Annotated in this window: 11 protein-coding genes; 8 read left to right on the forward strand and 3 right to left on the reverse strand. The window is 71.8% G+C overall.

All coding sequences use genetic code 11. The features are described from left to right. Window positions 1-42: 42 nt before the first annotated feature. Window positions 43-2,592 (reverse strand): response regulator transcription factor, encoded by a 2,550-nt coding sequence (locus tag KOL93_RS07475; protein ID WP_221584716.1) that lies wholly within the window; start codon window positions 2,590-2,592, stop codon window positions 43-45. Between the two features lie 175 nt (window positions 2,593-2,767). On the opposite strand from KOL93_RS07475, the gene KOL93_RS07480 reads away from it, so the two are divergent. From KOL93_RS07480 to KOL93_RS07500, 5 genes are all read left to right on the forward strand, one after another. Next, the gene (locus KOL93_RS07480; protein ID WP_221584717.1) at window positions 2,768-7,030 is read left to right on the forward strand and encodes a DUF7927 domain-containing protein; all 4,263 of its coding nucleotides are present in this window, start codon (window positions 2,768-2,770) and stop codon (window positions 7,028-7,030) included. A 222-nt stretch (window positions 7,031-7,252) separates the two neighbouring features. After that, the gene (locus KOL93_RS07485) at window positions 7,253-8,203 is read left to right on the forward strand and encodes an ABC transporter ATP-binding protein (RefSeq protein ID WP_221584718.1); all 951 of its coding nucleotides are present in this window, start codon (window positions 7,253-7,255) and stop codon (window positions 8,201-8,203) included. Beyond that, window positions 8,200-9,396 (forward strand): ABC transporter permease, encoded by a 1,197-nt coding sequence (locus tag KOL93_RS07490; protein ID WP_221584719.1) that lies wholly within the window; start codon window positions 8,200-8,202, stop codon window positions 9,394-9,396. Before KOL93_RS07485 ends, KOL93_RS07490 begins: the two co-directional genes overlap by 4 nt. An 84-nt stretch (window positions 9,397-9,480) precedes the next feature. After that, a complete protein-coding gene (locus KOL93_RS07495) occupies window positions 9,481-10,767 on the forward strand; it encodes an adenylosuccinate synthase (protein ID WP_221584720.1) in 1,287 nt (428 codons plus the stop codon). A gap of 31 nt (window positions 10,768-10,798) precedes the next feature. Further along, window positions 10,799-11,245 (forward strand): nitroreductase family deazaflavin-dependent oxidoreductase, encoded by a 447-nt coding sequence (locus tag KOL93_RS07500; protein WP_221584721.1) that lies wholly within the window; start codon window positions 10,799-10,801, stop codon window positions 11,243-11,245. Between the two features lie 50 nt (window positions 11,246-11,295). Here KOL93_RS07500 and KOL93_RS07505 read toward each other — a convergent pair whose 3' ends face one another. After that, the gene (locus tag KOL93_RS07505; protein WP_221584722.1) at window positions 11,296-12,072 is read right to left on the reverse strand and encodes an ABC transporter permease; all 777 of its coding nucleotides are present in this window, start codon (window positions 12,070-12,072) and stop codon (window positions 11,296-11,298) included. Next, a complete protein-coding gene (locus KOL93_RS07510) occupies window positions 12,069-12,788 on the reverse strand; it encodes an ABC transporter ATP-binding protein (RefSeq protein WP_221584723.1) in 720 nt (239 codons plus the stop codon). Before KOL93_RS07510 ends, KOL93_RS07505 begins: the two co-directional genes overlap by 4 nt. A 130-nt stretch (window positions 12,789-12,918) precedes the next feature. Here KOL93_RS07510 and KOL93_RS07515 point away from each other — a divergent pair, with 130 nt between their 5' ends. From KOL93_RS07515 to KOL93_RS07525, 3 genes are all read left to right on the forward strand, one after another. Continuing rightward, window positions 12,919-14,139, forward strand: a complete 1,221-nt coding sequence (locus tag KOL93_RS07515; protein ID WP_221584724.1) for a sensor histidine kinase — start codon at window positions 12,919-12,921, stop codon at window positions 14,137-14,139. After that, entirely contained in the window at window positions 14,132-14,785 is a 654-nt protein-coding gene (locus tag KOL93_RS07520; protein ID WP_221584725.1) for a response regulator, read from the forward strand. The genes KOL93_RS07515 and KOL93_RS07520 overlap by 8 nt, the downstream gene beginning before the upstream one ends. A gap of 87 nt (window positions 14,786-14,872) precedes the next feature. Continuing rightward, window positions 14,873-18,079, forward strand: a complete 3,207-nt coding sequence (locus KOL93_RS07525) for a S41 family peptidase (RefSeq protein ID WP_221584726.1) — start codon at window positions 14,873-14,875, stop codon at window positions 18,077-18,079. Window positions 18,080-18,112: the final 33 nt, after the last annotated feature.

Genomic DNA, 18,112 nt, shown 5'->3' on the forward strand with positions numbered 1-18,112 from the left:
TACGGCGGGGGCGCGGATCCGCCCGAATCCGGGATCCCCCGGTCAGCTCGGATCGTCGATCACGACGCCGCTGCGCCGCGCGAGCTCGGGGGTGAGGGCGCGGCGGCCCGTGATGTCGAGCTTGCGGAGGATCCGGCCGACGTGCACGTTCACGGTGCGCGGGGACAGGTGGAGCCGGTCGGCGATCTCACGGTCGGTGAGCTCGTCGAGAACGAGGCGTGCGACGTCCTTCTCGCGCGGAGTGAGCAGCGACGGATCCGCCGCTGCGGGTTCGTGAAGCCGATGTCGGGCGATGCGGGAGACTCCCCGCCGGACGCGATCCGGAAGGTCGAGGACGGCGCTCGAGGCCAGATGGATCGCGTGGACGCGCGCTTCGTGGAGCAGGCCGGCACTCCGCAGGCGCTCGGCCATGCCGACGAGGGCCCGGACGTCGTGGCTGTCGAGGGCATCGGCCATGTCGGCGAACAGGCCGGGGAGGCCGTCGAGAGGGCGGTCGCCGTGCCGCATCTTCGACAGGCTCTTCAGGATCGACGCCCGACGGCTCTCCGCCGACTCCAGTGCCCGTCGATAGGTGGCGACCGCCGCGAGGAACCGGAAGTCCAGCTCGTCGGCGGCCTCCGCGGCCGCGGCGTAGCAGGCGAGCCCCTCGTCGCGCTGCGGATTGGTCGGCAGGTGCGTGACGGCGACGCCGTGCAGGTGGTGCGCGCCGGCCGAGACGAATCCGCTGGCGCTCTCGGCGTCGGCCGCCGCGTCGAGAGCGGCGAGGGCGCCGGGTTCGTCCGCGAGCATGGAGTGCGCGATCGCCATCATCGCGAGAGTCAGCGGCTCGAGCGCGGGATCGTGCAGGTCCCCATTCGGCAGGAGCCGCCGGAGGTGCATCCGGGAGACGGGCACCGCCGCCGTATAGAAGCCGAGCGCGGCACCGAGCAGCGCGCGCAGCCGCGAGGCGTCTCCGGGCGCGACGTCGCGGAACAGCTCGTCGGCGCACGCATCGGCGTCGGGGCGGAGGAGCTCGGAGGCGACGCGAAGGAACAGGCTGACGGCGCCGTCGACCGCGTAGCCGCGGTCGAGCGCATCCGCGCGGTCGATCATCTCCCGCGCCGCCACCGGGCGCCCGTCCATCCACGCGCGCATGGCCAACGCACGCAGCGCACGCGCGCGGGTGCCGAGATCGACCTCGTCATCGCCCACGAGCTGGGTCATCTCCTCCTCGTCGAGCTCGATACCGGGGCGCACCAGGGCGCGGTATCCAGTCAGCACCGCGGCCGTCGCCGGACGCCCGCTCGCAGCGAGCACGAGGTCGTCGAGCGCCTGGGCGTGCAGGGACGCGGGGCCGCGGCGCAGCTCGCCGATCGCGAGGGCGATGCCGACGGCCTCCGTCGCCGTGTCGGAGGCCGCGGCGATGTGCGGCCTCCGCTTCTCGAATGCCACGGCGTCGTCGGCGATCACGCTCGAGAACACGAGGTCGGGGAGGACGTCGTCGTCGATCTGCGTCAGTTTGTCGCCGATCACGATCGCGTCATCGTGGAGTCCGCGCCTGCTCGCATCCGCGAGCGCCCGTGACATGAGCCAGTCGGCATGCTCGATGCCCGCCGCGGCCGCGTGTCGGCACAGAACGGTGGCGGCCGCATCGGTCAGGGAGTGCGGGGGGAGGACCTCGAGGAGCTCGTGCAGCAGGGAGCGCCTGGTGAGGGGGCCGATGCGTGCAGAGATGTCATATGCCATCGCCGGCATGGAGCAGACGACCCTCGATCCGGAGAGACGGACGAGGCCTTCGCGCTCCAGTTCGGCGCACCGGTCCGCGATGCCGAGCTCGTCGAGATGCGCGACGGGGAGCTCGCTGACGAGCGAGATCCGCTGCAGGGCGGGATCCTGGATCAGGTCGGGGCGCAGCGACCATTCCGGCACGGGCTCGGCCTCCGTCAGGTGCGGCAGGAGCACGCGTGCTCGGCCGTGATCGAGCGTGATGCGGTGATGGAGCTGCGCCAGCTCGACGAGCCAGCGGATCCCCCGAAAGGAGCCGGTCGAGAGCTCCTGCAGCAGGTGCGCGTCGACGTAGGTCGGGCGGGCTCCCACCATGCGCTCGACGACGTCGAGGGTCTGTTCGCGATCGAGCGGCTCGATGCTCTCGACCGGCATCCCGTGCACCTGGCGCAGGCTCCGCAGACGCACATGCTCGGCGTCGATCGTCAGCAGCACCCGGATCCCGCGCGTGCGTCGCGCGAGCAGCGAGAGCGTGCGGAGGCTCGAGGGGTCCGCGTGCTCGGCGTGCTCGACGAGGATCGTGGCGGAGGGGTGCCGCGAGGCGATGGCCTCGGCTACGGCATCGAGGGGGGCGTCGGAGGCGACATCGTCGAGCAGGCCGAGCAGGTCGACGACGGCGTAGGGAGTCTTCGTCTCTGCGCCGCACTCGAGGTGCCAGGTCTCGACTGTCGGCACTCGGGCGGCGACGAGTTCGTCGGCGGTCGTTCGGCGCCCGGATCCGGCCGCGCCCGCGAGGACCAGCGCCCCCTGCTTCGCCCAGGAACGGGCGAGCTTCCTCACGCGCTCCGTGGGAAGCGGTCCTGCCTGCGAGAGCCCGCTGCCGTTCATGACGTCATTGTGCGGCACGACGGGGGCGAACTGGTGCGATCCGGCGCGGTACGACGAAAAGTACGTATCAGTGCGTATGTCGAGTGCGTATGCGTATCAGTGAGGGTCGTCCTACGCGAATGCTGCGAGCGACGCCGATCGTCGCCGCCACGCGTATCGGATGGGGGAACTCTGCATGACATCTGGACCTGTGCGCTCCCGAAAGCGCACGAAACGCTCGGTGGCGCTGCTGGCGACGCTGTCGCTGGTCGCCGGGATGGGCGCGGTGGCGACGAATCTCGTGTCTGCGTCGCCCGCGCACGCCGCGGCCGCCTATGAGCCTGCGCTGCCGGCCGCCTGCGGGGAGGGGACGCAGGCGCGCTGGACGACGAAGAACCTGTGGGTGCACGAGAGCGACATCACCAACTCCACCGGCGCCGTCGGCAATCTGACGAACAACCTGTACAAGTCCACGTCGATCTTCCAGTACTCGAGCCCGCTTCCCGGGCAGAAGGTCGACGTGCTGGCGTCCATCGGCGCACCCGTCGCGGTCGCCGACCGCACGCTCGCGAACATGTCCGAGTACGCGGCGCAGACGCAGAGCGCCGTCGACCCCGGAACGGCCGATCGCGCCGCCCAATCGGACATCTTCCACAGCATCACGCGCGTCGACGGCACTCCCGGTGAGACCGAGACGCTGTCGATCTCGAGTGCGGGCTACCAGGACTTCAACTGGTTCTGGTTCGAGTCCGCCGGCGGCGCGGTGCAGGGCAGCTCGGGAGGGTGGAAGGACACGTGGAACGTCCGCCACGGGGAGCAGTTCTCCGTGACGGTCACCTACCCCGAGGACGGCACCCTGTACTTCCACAACGTCGGGGCCGACCCGACGCGTGACGGGCGCCTCATGAACCTCGCGAACTACGAGTGCCCCACAGAGACCGAGGAGCCCGACGTTCCCGTGAACCCGGGTCCCGCCTGGGTGTGCACGGCGAACGGCATCCTGTTCCAGCACTCCGAGGTGGCCGAGGTGGATCTCGCGTCCGGCGAGACCCGCGAGATCCTCGACCTCCGCCCGCACATGGTGAACGGCGTCGGCTACAACGCCCTCGACGGCCTCATCTACGGGTTCGACACGGAGTCCGAGCAGGCGGTGTCCGTCGCGCGCGATGGCACGGTCATGCCGCTCGGCACCGAGGGGCTGTCCGAGCACATCGTGGTGGGCGACGTCGACGACGAGGGCGTCCTGTGGCTCGTCGAGGACACGCTGACGGCGAACCCCAGCACCTGGTATGCGATCGACGTCGACCCGAGCTCCGGCACGTACGGCGAGCTGATCGACTCCGGCGGCGCGGCGCTTCCTGCCGGGCTGAAGACGGGCGGCTTCGACTGGGGCTACATCCCCGGTACGGACTCCCTGTGGTCGGTCGGGCAGACCGGCGCCGGCAGCGACGCACGGCTGCTCGAGTTCCCGCGCGGCGGCAGCGCCTACATCGATCACGGCCCGATCCTCGACGTCGGCGGCAACACCTTCGGCGCTGTCTACGTCGACGGCGACGGGCGTCTCTACGCCTCCGAGAACGGCACCGGCGAGATCTGGCGGATCGATGTCGCCGCGAAGACGGCCACGCACTTCGCCGACGGGCCGGCCGCCAGCGCGAACGACGGCGCCCGCTGCGCGTCCGCGATGCTGCCTCTCGACTTCGGCGACGATCCCGACTCCTACGACACGATGCTCGCCGAGGACGGCCCGCGCCACGCGGTCGTGGGCTTCGACCCTGACGCGCGCACGGCGCCGCTGATGATCGGAGACACGGTCGACGGCGAGGCGGATGGTGCGCCCACGGGCGCCGCCGACGGCGACGGCGCCGACGAGGACGGGCTCGGCGCGACCGAGCTCGACCCCGCCGCACCGGTGGCGGAGGTCGCTGTGACGAACGACACCGATCAGCCCGCCACGCTCGCGGGCTGGATCGATCTCGACGCGGACGGGTCCTTCGAGGAGGCGGAGCGAGTCACGCAGACCGTGCCGGCAGGATCCGGAATGACCGAGACCGAGCTGGACTTCCCCGAGGCGACGTCGACGGACCCCACCTACGCGCGCTTCCGACTCTTCCCGGGCGAGGTCGCCGCACCGACGCCCGGAAGCATGCCGGTCGAGGGCGGCGAGGTCGAGGACTACGCGGTGACGTTCTCGACGTCGCCCGACCTCGTGGTCGAGAAGACGTCCCTTCCGCCGGACGGGTCGACCGTTCGCGCCGGTGAGGAGATCACCTACGTACTCACGTTCGCGAACCGCGGCACCGCGGCGGCGACGGTCGACGGCTGGACCGACCACCTCGACGGCGTCCTCGACGACGCCGAGGTCACGGTGGCGCCGACGTCGGCACGCGACCTGACGGTGACGGACATCGAGGACGGGGCGTTCTCCGTCTCGGGGTCCGTGGCTGCCGGCGACAGCGTCGACATCACCTACACGGTGCGGGTGCTCCCCGACGGCGAGCGCGGCGACCACGCGATCACCAACGTCGTGACCTCGCCGAACACGGCTCCTCCTGCCGAGTGCGCCGATGGCGATCCGCGCTGCACCGAGCACGTCGTGCCCGAGCTGACCGAGTGGAAGGCCGTCGAGGCCGAGGCGGATCCGGTGTCCGCCGGAACCGACCTCGTCTACACACTGTTCTTCGAGAACAGCGGCGCGGCCGCGGCGCGCGTCGATCACCTCGATCAGCTGGTCCACGTGCTGGACGACGCTGACGTGACATCGGAGCCGGTCTCCGAGGACGGCCTCGAGGTGTCGCGAGACGGCGACGTGATCTCGGTCAGAGGAGAGGTTCCCGCTGGAGAGATCTCCGAGGTCACCTACCGGGCGACCATCCGAGACGACGGCCAGCGCGGCGACGGCATCGCGGCGAACTTCCTCGTCCCGAATGTCCCGCAGGGTCCGCCCGAGCCGCCCGAGCAGCCCGTGTGCGAGCCGCCGGCTCCCGCCGCGGCGATCGGCTCCCTGAGCGCGGGGCGCGAGCAGCTCGACTGCACCGTCACGCGGATCTCAGACGTGACCGCGGAGAAGACCTCCGACCCGGAGTCCGGCAGCGCCGTGGCCTCGGGCGAGGAGATCACCTACACGCTCACGTTCCGGAACACCGGTGCGGCGGCGGGGAGCGTCGACCGCGTCGACGACCTGTCGCATGTCCTCGACGATGCCGAGATCGTCGTCGAACCCGAGGCAACGGACGAGGCGCTCACGGTCGCCCGCGACGGAGCGCGGCTCTCGATCTCAGGATCGCTGGAGCCGGGCGCGGAAGCGACGGTCGACTACACGGTGAAGGTGCGCCCGGCGGCGGATCGCGGAGACAGTGTTCTCGCGAACTTCCTGATGGAACCGGGCGTCGGCGACCCGCCCACGGAGCCCGAGTGCACTCCCGCCGACGGTGAGAGGCCGGACTGCACTACGCACGCGGTCGGCGAGATCCTCCCGTCGAAGACGGTGGACCCGGAGTCCGGGACGACGGTCGCTGCGGGCGACGAGCTGACCTACACGCTGGCGTTCGAGAACATCGGACAGGCGCCGATGGCCGTCGACGTCGTCGACCACCTCGGCGGCGTCCTCGACGACGCAGCGCTCGTGGGCGAGATCGCGGCCGACGACGGCCTCGAGGTCACCGGCCCCGAGGACGGAGCGCTCACGATCACCGGCGCGGTGGAACCGGGGCAGATCGCGACGGTGACGTACCGCGTGCTCGTCGCCGAGTCCGCCGCGCAGGGAGACCTCCTTCTCGAGAACTTCCTGCGGGCACCGGGGGAGGAGCCTCCCGCGTCCTGCGAGATGGGCGACCCGCTGTGCACCGAGAACCCGATCGAGGAGCCGACGCCGGAGCCGACTCCGGATCCTGAGCCGACGCCGGAGCCGACTCCGGACCCTGAGCCGACGCCGGACCCTGAGCCGACGCCGGAGCCGGAGCCGACCCCGGAGCTGACGCCGGATCCTGAGCCGACGCCCGATCCGACACCGGGTCCGGATCCCACACCGGATCCTGAGCTGACGCCGGATCCCGAGCCGACGCCGGATCCGACGCCGGATCCGGAGCCGACGCCGGAACTGACGCCGGATCCTGAGCCCACGCCGGGTCCGTCCCCGGATCCTGAGCAGACGCCGGGTCCGTCCCCGGATCCTGAGCAGACGCCGGATCCGACACCGGACCCGGATCCGACGCCGGATCCCGAGCCCGAGCCGACGGAGCCGCCGAGCGCCCCGTCGCCGGACCCCTCAGATCCGTCCGAGCCCTCCGACCCGTCCGACCCGGCCGCGCCGCCGGCTCCCGGGGAGGACCTCCCCGCAACGGGCGGCGAGATCAGCGGCGTCGCCATCGGAGCCGCGCTGCTGGCGCTGCTGACGGGGGCCGCGCTGCTCCTGACGCGCCGCTTCCGAGACCAGCGAACGGAGAGCACGTCGTCCTGAGGATGACGCCCGTCTCGCAGAGAGCCTGCCGATGACCGAGTGCATCGGCAGACGGGGCGGATGAGAACCCCATTTCTCATCCGCCCCAGGCCGCGAGGGTCCCGCGCACTGCGCGCAGGGCCCTCGCGGTCGTGTGCGGGAAACCGGGATGTCGGTTATCGAATCGGTGACGGACCCATTCCCGACCGCTCGGATGTCGGACGTTCCCCCTAGCGTCTCCTCATGAGCATTTCGCCGCCCGCTCCGCCCGCGCACGACGGCATCTCCGTGCGCGGCGTCGCCCGCTCGTTCGGTGTCGTGCACGCCGTGCGCGACGTCACGTTCGAAGCCCCTCCGGGGCGCATCACGGGGCTCGTCGGCCCGAACGGGGCCGGCAAGACGACACTGTTCCTCATGCTCGCCTCGCTCCTCGCGCCCGACGCCGGTGAGATCCGGGTGGGTGGGGCGAACCCGGTCGACGACCCGTCGGCGGCGCGGGAGCGCCTGGGGTGGATGCCTGACGCGCTGGGCGCGTGGGAGAGCCTCACAGCGCGTGAGACGCTCGTCGTCGCGGGCCGCCTCTACGGCAGGTCGAAGGCCGAGGCCGGCGAGCGGGCCGAGCACCTCATCGCCGAGGTGGGGCTCGCCGAGCTCGCGACGGCGCCGGCGCGCGTCCTGTCGCGCGGGCAGAAGCAGCTCCTCGGCCTCGCGCGCGCCCTCGTCCACGAGCCGCGCGTGCTCCTGCTCGACGAGCCCGCGTCGGGTCTCGACCCGTCGGCGCGCATCGCGCTGCGGCACCACCTCCGCCGGATCGCCGACGACGGCGCCGCGATCCTCGTCTCGAGCCACGTCCTCGCCGAGCTCGAAGAGATGGTCGACGACGCGGTCTTCATGTCGCAGGGGGCCACGGTCGCCGGCACCTCGGGCGACGGCGCCGCGCGCCAGCGCGAGTGGCGCATCCGCGTGGCGGGCGCACCGGATCCCTGGGCGGTGCGCGATGCGGTGGCGGGCGCCCTCGAGGGTCGCGACGTGCGCGTCGAGCGGCGCGACCTCGTCGCGGCGTTCGCTGACGACGCCGACGCCGCCCGTGCCCTGCAGGCGCTCGTCGCCGCAGGCGTTCCGGTCGCGGCATTCGCTCCCGCCTCGGGCGACCTCGAGCGGGCCTTCCTCGACATGAAGGAGGGCACGGAATGAACCTCTCCCGCCTCGGCGTCCTCATAGGACTCGACCTGCGGCAGCGCGTGCGCCGCCCCGGCTTCTACGTGCTCGCCGGCATCTTCTTCGTCATCGTGTGCGCCATCACGTGGCTCGGATCGCTGATCTTCGCCTCGATGCGGGGTGCGGGCCTCGGCATGTTCTCGATCGCGATCTACGGCGTGCTCCTCATGGTCGTGCTCGTGACGCCGACCTTCACGGGAAACGCGATCAACGGCGAACGCGATCAGGCGACGCTCGCGCCCGTGCAGGTCACCCTGTCGACCACCGCCGAGATCCTCGTCGCCAAGCTCCTCGCGGGGTGGATCACAGGCCTCGCCTACCTGGCGGTCGCTCTTCCGGCGCTCATCTACGCGGCGGTGCAGGGCTCGCTTGCTCCGCCCACGTCCCTGTTCGGCTCGTTCGCCGACGTCGCGCTCGCCTCCGAGCCCGAGTCGTCGCCCGTCGCGCTCACGCTGCTCGTCTCGGTCCTCGTTCTCGCCGTCGAGATCGGCATCATCGCGGCGATCGGCGTGGGGCTGAGCGCGGTCATCGCCCGGCCGCTCTTCTCGGTCGCCGCGACGTATCTCCTCGTCATGCTCCTCACGGTGGGCACCCTCATCGCGTTCGGCCTCAGCACGCTCGCCACGCGTGTCGACACGTCGCTCCTGACCGAGGAGCCCGAGACGTACTCGGCCGAGTGGATCGACGACGAGCCGCAGCCGATCCGCGCGTGCGACGAGGGCGAGACGCCACCCACCGGCGACTACTGCGTCGTCGACCGCGACGACCTGTCGCCGACGTGCGTCGAGATCCGCGGCTGGAGCGAGGGATTCCGCACCGATCGCGTGTGGTGGGTCCTCGCGGCCAACCCGTTCGTCATCGTCGCCGACGCGACGCCGACGGTGTACGACTCGTACGGATCGCCCGTCGACGCGTTCGGCGGCATCAAGTCGGCCGTGCGCTCGGCCCAGATCGCGCCCGAGACGGAGCAGGACGCCTGGGACAGCCCGTGCGGCGGGCGCGTCGTGGGCGATCCGCCGACGGCCGCCGAGGTCGAGCAGAGCACTGTGCCGAGCTGGTTCGCGGGCCTCGCGCTGCAGATCGTCCTCGCCGTCGGCCTCATGCTGTGGGGCGCGGCGCGCACCCGCACCCCGTCGCGCCGCACGCCCCCGGGCAGCCGCATCGCGTAGCGCGGCGAGGCGCCGCTCGCGGCGATGACCACGGGCCTCGATAGGATGAGGTGTACACCACCCGAACATTCAAGGGGATGACCCATGCCGGGAATCGTGATCGTCGGCGTCCAGTGGGGCGACGAGGGCAAGGGCAAGGCGACGGATCTGCTCGGTGAGCGCACCGAGTGGGTCGTCAAGTTCAACGGCGGCAACAACGCCGGTCACACGGTCGTGATCGGCGACGAGAAGTACGCGCTGCATCTGCTGCCATCCGGGATCCTGTCGTCGGGCGTGACGCCCGTCATCGGCAACGGCGTGGTCGTCGACCTCGGCGTGCTGTTCGAGGAGCTCGAGGGCCTCGAGGCGCGCGGCATCGACACGTCGAAGCTCAAGCTCAGCTCGAACGCGCACATCATCACGCACTACCACCGCACGCTCGACAAGGTGCAGGAGCGCTTCCTGGGCAAGCGCCAGATCGGCACGACCGGCCGCGGCATCGGCCCGGCCTACGCCGACAAGATCAACCGCGTCGGCATCCGCGTGCAGGACCTCTTCGACGAGTCGATCCTGCGGCAGAAGGTCGAGGGCGCCCTCGACCAGAAGAACCACCTGCTCGTGAAGGTGTTCAACCGCCGCGATATCACGGTCGACGAGATCGTCGAGGACCTGCTGTCGTACGCCGAGCGCGTGCGTCCGATGGTCTGCGACACGGGGCTGCTCCTCAACGAGGCGCTCGATCGCGGCGAGGTCGTCGTCTTCGAGGGGGGCCAGGCGACGATGCTCGACGTCGACCACGGCACCTACCCGTTCGTGACGTCGTCGTCGGCGACGGCGGGCGGTGCGGCCACCGGATCCGGTGTCGGGCCGAACCGCCTCGACCGCATCGTCGGCATCGTCAAGGCGTACACGACGCGCGTCGGCGCGGGCCCGTTCCCGACGGAACTCTTCGACGAGGACGGCGAATGGCTGGCCCAGCGGGGCCACGAGTTCGGCACCACCACCGGGCGACCGCGCCGCGTCGGCTGGTACGACGCCCCGATGACGCGCTACGCGACCCGCATCAACGGCATCACCGACCTCGTGCTCACGAAGCTCGACGTCCTGACGGGCCGCGAGACGATCCCCGTGTGCGTCGCCTACGAGGTGAACGGCGAGCGCTTCGACGAGGTGCCGGTCAATCAGACCGACTTCCACCACGCGAGGCCCGTGCTCGAGGACTTCCCCGGCTGGGCCGAGGACATCACGGGAGCCCGCACGTTCGACGACCTGCCGAAGAACGCGCAGGACTACGTGCTCGCCCTCGAGAAGATGAGCGGCACGCGCATCTCGGTCATCGGCGTCGGCCCCGGCCGCGACGAGGTCATCGTGCGCCACGACCTCATCGACTGACGCCGCGCGAACAGCCGCACGGGAGGCGCACATGCTCGAACGTCTGATCGCACGGCTCCTCGGTACGCCCTGGCTGATGCGCCTGCCGATCCCGATGTTCCGCGCGGGGCTCGGATGGATGCTCGGGCCGCGGCTCGTGATGATCGAGCATCTCGGTCGGACGTCCGGCGAGCCCCGGTTCGTCGTCGTCGAGGTCGTCGAGCGCGAGGTGCGCGCCCTCCGCGTCGCGTCCGGCTTCGGCACGCGCGCGCAGTGGTACCGCAACCTGCGCGCGAACGGCGTCGCCTTCCTCAGCACAGGGCGCGTGCGGCGCGAGCGGGTCGGTGTGCGCCTCCTCGACGAGGGGGCCTCGCGCGCGGTCCTCGGCCGCTACGCGAGCGCCCATCCCGACGCGTGGCGCCGGCTGAAGGGCGCGATGGACGTCGCGCAGCACGGCGACGCGCGGATCCCGATCGTCGAGTTCACGCCGGTCGACTGAGGCGCGGGCCCGGGTCGCGTCATCCGCGGCCCCGGGCCCGATCTCTGTCGTCAGTTCACGTCGCGGCGGGCCGTGCGCCAGAACCCGATCGCGAGCGGCACGACGCACCACACCGCAGACGCGGTGGCGAGCTGCGCCCATTCCTCGCCGGACGGAGCCCCGCCGACCAGCGTCGTCATCGCGCCGACGATGTCGATCCAGGGGATCAGATCGGCGAGCCACGGAACGAGGGCGATCGCGCCGAAGACGGTCGGCAGCACGACGAACGTCACGATGGCGAGCGGCGTGTTCAGGAGCGTCAGACCGAGACCGACGCCCATCGCGACGTAGATCACCATGCTCGCGAGGGATCCGACGAGGTAGTCGGGCTCGAGCGCCCACGAGCCGTCGCCGTCGAGGGCGGACGCGGCGATGAGGTTCGCGGCGGCCGACGCGGCGAACGTCGTGACGACCATGACGACGCCGACGAGCAGCGACGCGGTGAGCTTCGCGAGGTTCACGAGCGATCGCCGGGGCTCCAGGACGAAGGTCTGCAGGCCCGTCCGCTGCGTCCCCTCGCTCGTCGCGGCGAGGACGCCGATGATGGGCAGCAGCATCGACCAGCCGGCCGAGGCGAAGTCGGTGAGCGAGCGCCACGTGAGCTCCGATGCCGGGAGCACCCACATCGCGAGGGCGGCGGCGCCGAGCGTGATCAGGGCGATCGCGATCAGCAGCCAGAGGCTCGCGCGGGTGTCGAGCTGCTTGCGGATCTCGACGCGCACGAGGCGCAGGAACGGCGTGCGGACGCCGACGAGGACAGGCGCGGGCGCTGTTGCGAGAGAGGTCATGCGCCGACCTCCTCACGCGAGACGTCTGCCGTGGTCGCGAAGAACAGATCCTCGAGGGATCCCTCGCCGACGAGCTCGTCGCGCGATCCGTGCGCGTGCACGCGCCCGCCGCCCATGATGATGATGTCGTCGGCGACGGCGTCGATCTCCGGCAGCAGGTGCGAGGACAGCAGCACGGTGCCGCCGCTGTCCGCGAACTCGCGCACGAGCGTGCGCATCCATCGGATCCCGGACGGGTCGAGGCCGTTGACCGGCTCGTCGAGGATGAGGACGGCGGGATCCGCGAGCAGCGCGTGCGCGATGCCGAGCCGCTGCTGCATGCCCAGCGAGTAGCCGCCCGTGCGGCGGTTCGCCTCGCGCTGCGACAGGGCGACGCGGTCCAGCGCGCGGTTGACGGCGCCCTCTCCGAGCCCCATCGTCATCGCCGCGAGGGTCAGCGTCTCGCGACCCGTCCGGCCCTTGTGAGTGGCCGACGCGTCGAGCAGCACGCCGACGTGACGGCCCGGGTTGGGGACGTCCGCAAACGGGGCGCCGAGGATCCGGGCGGTGCCGGAGTCGGGCCGCGCGAGGCCGACGAGCATGCGCATCGTGGTCGACTTCCCGGCGCCGTTCGGCCCGAGGAAGCCCGTCACGCGGTAGGGCTTCGCGGTGAAGGAGACGTCGTCGACGGCGGTCGTGGATCCGTATCGCTTGGTGAGTTCTCGTGCTTCGATCATGAACCCAGCGTCGCCGCGCGGGGCGTGCGGCCGCATCGCGCGGACGGCTCGGTCGGATCCGCCTTCCGGGGGACCCGGGCGAGCCCGAAGGCGGAGGTCGCCGGAGCCCGCGCTCACTAGGCTCGAGGGGATGACAGCCGCGGATGCGAGGATCGAGTACGCGACGGGTGCGCGTCTGAGCTGGTGGTCGAGTGGATGGCGATACCTCCTCGTGGCGTCGCTCGGGGCGCTGTCGTACCTGCTGATCTACGGCGCGTTCGACGGCGAGGCGCCCGGCTCGACGCTGTTCGCCGTCCTCGCTCTCATCGACCCGATCGTGGGTCTCGTCGCGCTCGGCCTGCTGACTCTGAGGCGGCGGGCCCCGGCGACGATCGCCATCGTCACGGCGGTGCTGTCCTCGGTGTCGACCACGACCGCCGGCGGCCCCGCGATGCTCGCCGCGGCCTCGAATGCGACGCATCGACGCGCGGTGCCGATCATCGCGAACGGCATCGTGTACGTGGCCGCGCTGTGGACGTATGAGCGGATGATCCCCGTCGGCACGTTCGCACCGCTGCCGTGGTGGGGGACGCTCGCGACCACGGGGATCGCCTTCCTGATCCCCGTCGCCTTCGGCCTGTACATCGGCGCGCGCCGCGCGCTCGTGGCGTCGCTGCATGAACGCGCGCTCGAGGCGGAGCGCGAGCGCGAGCTCCAGGTGTCTGCGGCCCAGGCAGGGGAGCGCACGCGCATCGCGCGCGAGATGCACGACGTGCTCGCGCACCGCATCTCGCTCGTCGCGATGCACGCGGGTGCGCTCGCGTATCGCGAGGATCTCGATCGCGCGGAGACGAGGCGCGCGGCGACCCTCGTGCAGGACAACGCGCGCCGCGCGCTCACGGAGCTCCGTCAGGTGCTGGGGGTGCTCCGGACCGATACGCCGAACGTCGAGCCGCCGCAGCCGACGCTCGACGCGATTCCGGCGCTGCTCGACGATGCGCGTGCGGCGGGGGCGATCGTGGATCTGGAGGGCGGCGAGCTGGCGTCCCCGCCGCCTCCGCTCGTGTCGCGCACCGCCTTCCGCATCGTGCAGGAGGCGCTGACGAATGCGCGGAAGCACGCGCCCGGTGCTGCGATCCGTGTGCGCCTCGAGGGACGACCCGGCGGTCTGCTCGCCGTGGAGGTGACGAACGGATCCCCGGTGCCGGCCGTTCGCGGGGCGGACGCACCCGGCGCGGGGTTCGGACTGACGGGCCTCGCCGAGCGGGTCGAGCTCGCGGGCGGCACACTGGAGCACGGACCGGACGGCAGGGGAGGGTTCGCCGTGCGGGCCTGGCTGCCGTGGGATGCGGAGGAGGACGCAGATGACTGAGGCGACACGGGTCGTCCTCGTCGACGACGACGCGCTCGTGCGCGCGGGGCTCACCATGATCCTCGGCGGCGACGCGGGTACGCACCTGGTGGGCGAGGCGGCGAACGGGCGCGAGGGCGTCGACCTGATCCGGCGCGAGCGTCCCGACGTCGCGCTCATGGACATCCGCATGCCGGTCATGGACGGTCTGGAGGCAGTGCGCGAGGTGGCGGCGAGCGGATCCGCGACGCGCGTGATCGTGCTGACGACGTTCGACACCGACGACATGGTGCTCGCGGCGCTGCGCGATGGGGCAGCCGGCTTCCTGCTCAAGGACACCCCGCCCGCCGACCTCGTCGATGCCGTGCACCGTGTCGCGCGGGGCGAGCCGATGCTGTCGCCGAGCGTGACGACGCAGCTCATCCATGCCGCGGTGCGCGGCCACGGCGCCGATTCGGACGCGCGGGAGCTTGAGGCATCTTTGACGGAGCGGGAGCGCGAGGTGGCGGTCGCGGTGGCACGGGGGATGAGCAACGCCGAGATCGCGAGCGAGCTGTTCATGGGCGTCGCGACGGTGAAGACCCACGTCGGGCACCTCTTCATGAAGCTGGACGCCGCCAACCGGGTGCAGCTCGCCCGCCGGGTCCACGACGCCGGCCTGCGGTGATGTCCGCGCCGGCCGGCTGAGGCGCGGATCCGGTCTCGCACGCGGGTGGTCTGTTCCCGTGTCGGGGGTCCGGGATACGTTGAGCGCATGGCATCCGCGTATCTTCGATACCCGCACATCCACGACGATCTCGTCACCTTCACCGCAGCAGACGACATCTGGATCGCGCCGCTCGAGGGGGGCCGTGCCTGGCGCCTCACCAGCGACCGCGCTCCCGTGCGTCAGCCCCGCTTCTCTCCCGATGGATCCCAGATCGCGTTCGTCTCGCACCGGGACGGCCACCCCGAGCTCATGGTCGCGGGCGTCGCGTCGGGCGACGTGCGCCGGCTCACCTACTGGGGCGGGCAGGCGATGCTGCTGCTCGGGTGGACGTCGTCGGGCGACGTGCTCGTCGCATCGAACGCCGGCGAGGAGAACGGCCGCCACACGGTCGTGAAGTCCGTCGCCCTCGACGGGCGATCCGAGCGCCTCGACCACGGCATGGCGTCCGGACTCGCGGTCCGCTCCGATGGACGCACGGCCCTCTCGACGCCGTACAGCCGCCCGCCGGCGTGGTGGAAGCGCTATCGCGGCGGCACCGCCTCGCGCCTGTGGCTGCGCGACGGCGACGCCGCGTGGTCCCGCCTCCTCGGCCACGACGAGGCGTCGCTCGTCGACCCGATGTGGGTCGGCGACGCGTTGGTCTTCGTTTCCGATCGCGCCGCGCGGTTCCCCGATTCCGCCGGCGAGCAGGCCAACCTGTGGCTCTGGGAGACACCGGGCGAGGGCGAGCCGCGCCAGCTGACCTTCCAGACCGAGGCCGACGGATACGTCCGCGACGCGACGACCGACGGCACGCGCATCTCCTGGCACAGCCGTGGGCGCATCCGCGTGCTCGACGCTCTCGACGCCGAGCCGCGCACGCTCGACGTCGTGCTGCCGGGCGTGCGGCCCGAGCCGATCGCGATGGATCCGTCCGAGAACCTCACCGACATCGCGCCAGACCACGGCGCCGACGGCAGCGTCGTCGCCTGGCGCGGCAAGGCGTTCTGGCTCACGCACCGCGACGGCCCCGCCCGCGCGCTCTCCGCCGACTCCGGCGTCCGCGTGCGCGAGCCCGTCGTGCTCGGCACCACGGGCAGAGCCGCCTACGTCACCGACGTCGAGGGCGAGGACGCGATCGAGATCGTCGCGCTCGACGGGTCCGACGACGCGCTGCCGATCCTCACGGGCCAGCTCGGCCGGGTCCTGCACCTTGCGTCCGATCCGAAGGGCCAGACGCTTGCGGCGATCTCGCACGACGGCTGGGTGCGTCTCATCGACGTCGAGGCCGGCTCCGCGCGCGACATCGCACGTTCGATGCAGGGCGAGGCGCTCGCGCCGCGCTTCTCGCCCGACGGCCGATATCTCGTGTGGTCGCAGCCGACCGACGGCGAGGGCGAGCTGCACGCGCTGTGGATCCTCGACATCGCGCACGACGACGAGCCCGTGCGCGTCACGACCGGGCAGTTCCACGACCACTCGCCCGACTTCACGCGCGACGGCAGGCACCTCGTCTTCCTCTCCAACCGCACGTTCGACCCGCAGTACAACGCGCAGGCGTTCGACCTGTCGTTCGCCGGGTCGACGCGTCCGTGGCTGCTGCCGCTGTCGGCGACCGATCCGGCGCCCTTCGGGCCGTCCTCCGGCGGCTGGCGCCTGTCGCAGGAGAAGAAGAACGGGACGTCGCGGAAGAAGCCCGTGGAGTGCCCCGACCTCGACGTCGAGGGCGCCGAGCAGCGCGTCGTCGCCTTCCCCGTGCCGTCGGCCGACTACCGCGATCTGCAGGCGACGACGGGCGGCGTCGCCTGGATCGCCGAAGGCAGCGACGTGGGCGTGCTCGGGTCGCGGCGCGCCGGCGTCCCCGGCGAGAAGCAGGCCAACCGCCTCGAGCGCTGGTCCTTCGAGGAGCGCGAGGCGTGGACCGTCATCGACGGGCTCGACGAGTACGAGGTGTCCGGAGACGGCGACCGTGTCGTCGCGCGCGACGGGGCGGACGTCACGGTCACGCGGGTCACCCGCAAGGCCTCCGGCGAGGACGAGCCCGTGAAGGTCGACCTGTCGCGCCTGCGCTTCGAGCTGGACCCTGCCGCGGAGTGGCGACAGATGTTCGACGAGAACGCGCGCCTCATGCGCGACCACTTCTGGCGAGCCGACATGGACGGCGTCGACTGGGACGCGGCGACGGCCCGCTGGCGCGAAGTCGTCGGTCAGGCGCGCACACACGACGACCTCGTCGACATCATGTGGGAGCACGTGGGCGAGCTCAACACGTCGCACGCCTACGTTATGCCGGCCGCGCCGCTCGGTGATGCGTCGCGCATGCTCGGCTTCCTCGGAGCCGACCTGTCGCCGGCGGAAGACGGCTGGCGCATCGACCGGATCCTCCCCGGCGAGTCGAGCGATCCCGGCGCGCGCTCGCCGCTGCGCCAGGCGGGCGTCGGGGCGATCGAGGGCGACGTCATCGTCGAGGTCGACGGCGGTCCCGTCGACCCGGCCTTCGGCCCCGGCGCCTCCCTGGCCGGCGCCGCCGGCAAGCCCGTCGAGATCACGCTGCGGCGCGGGGGCGACGACCGCCGCGTCGTCGTCGTCCCGCTGCCGGACGAGTCCGACCTGCGCTACCAGGACTGGGTGCGCTCGCGGCGCGAGTACGTCGCTCAGCACTCCGGCGGGCGCCTCGGCTACCTGCACGTGCCCGACATGCAGAGCCTCGGGTGGGCGCAGCTGCACCGCGACCTGCGCACGGCGTCGCAGGCCGAAGGGGTCATCGCCGACGTGCGCTACAACCGCGGCGGCCACACGAGCCAGCTCGTCATCGAGCGCCTGTCCTCACGCGTCATCGCCTGGAACCTGGCGCGCCACTACGACGACATGACGGCCGACCCGGATCGCGCGCGCCGCGGCCCCGTCGTGTTCGTCGCGAACGAGTTCTCGGGATCCGACGGCGACATCGTCAACGCCCGCGCGCAGGAGCTGGGCCTCGGCCCGGTGGTCGGCGCCCGCACGTGGGGAGGCGTCGTCGGCATCGACGGCCGCTTCGATCTCGTCGACGGGACGAAGGTCACGCAGCCGCGCTACGCGTACTGGCTCGGCGACAAGGAATGGGGGGTCGAGAACCACGGCGTCGACCCCGACATCGAGGTGATCCACGACCCGTCCGCGCTGTTCAGCGCGGCGGATCCGCAGCTCGACCGCGCGATCGACGAGGCCCTGTCGCGGCTCGAGTCCGCCCCGGCGGCGACGGCCCCGCCGGTCCCCGCGCCGAAGGTGCGCTGACGCCCGGAGGGCGGGAGATTCCGCACGGAATCC

The organism is Microbacterium salitolerans, assembly GCF_019720895.1.
Taxonomy (GTDB): Bacteria; Actinomycetota; Actinomycetes; order Actinomycetales; family Microbacteriaceae; genus Microbacterium.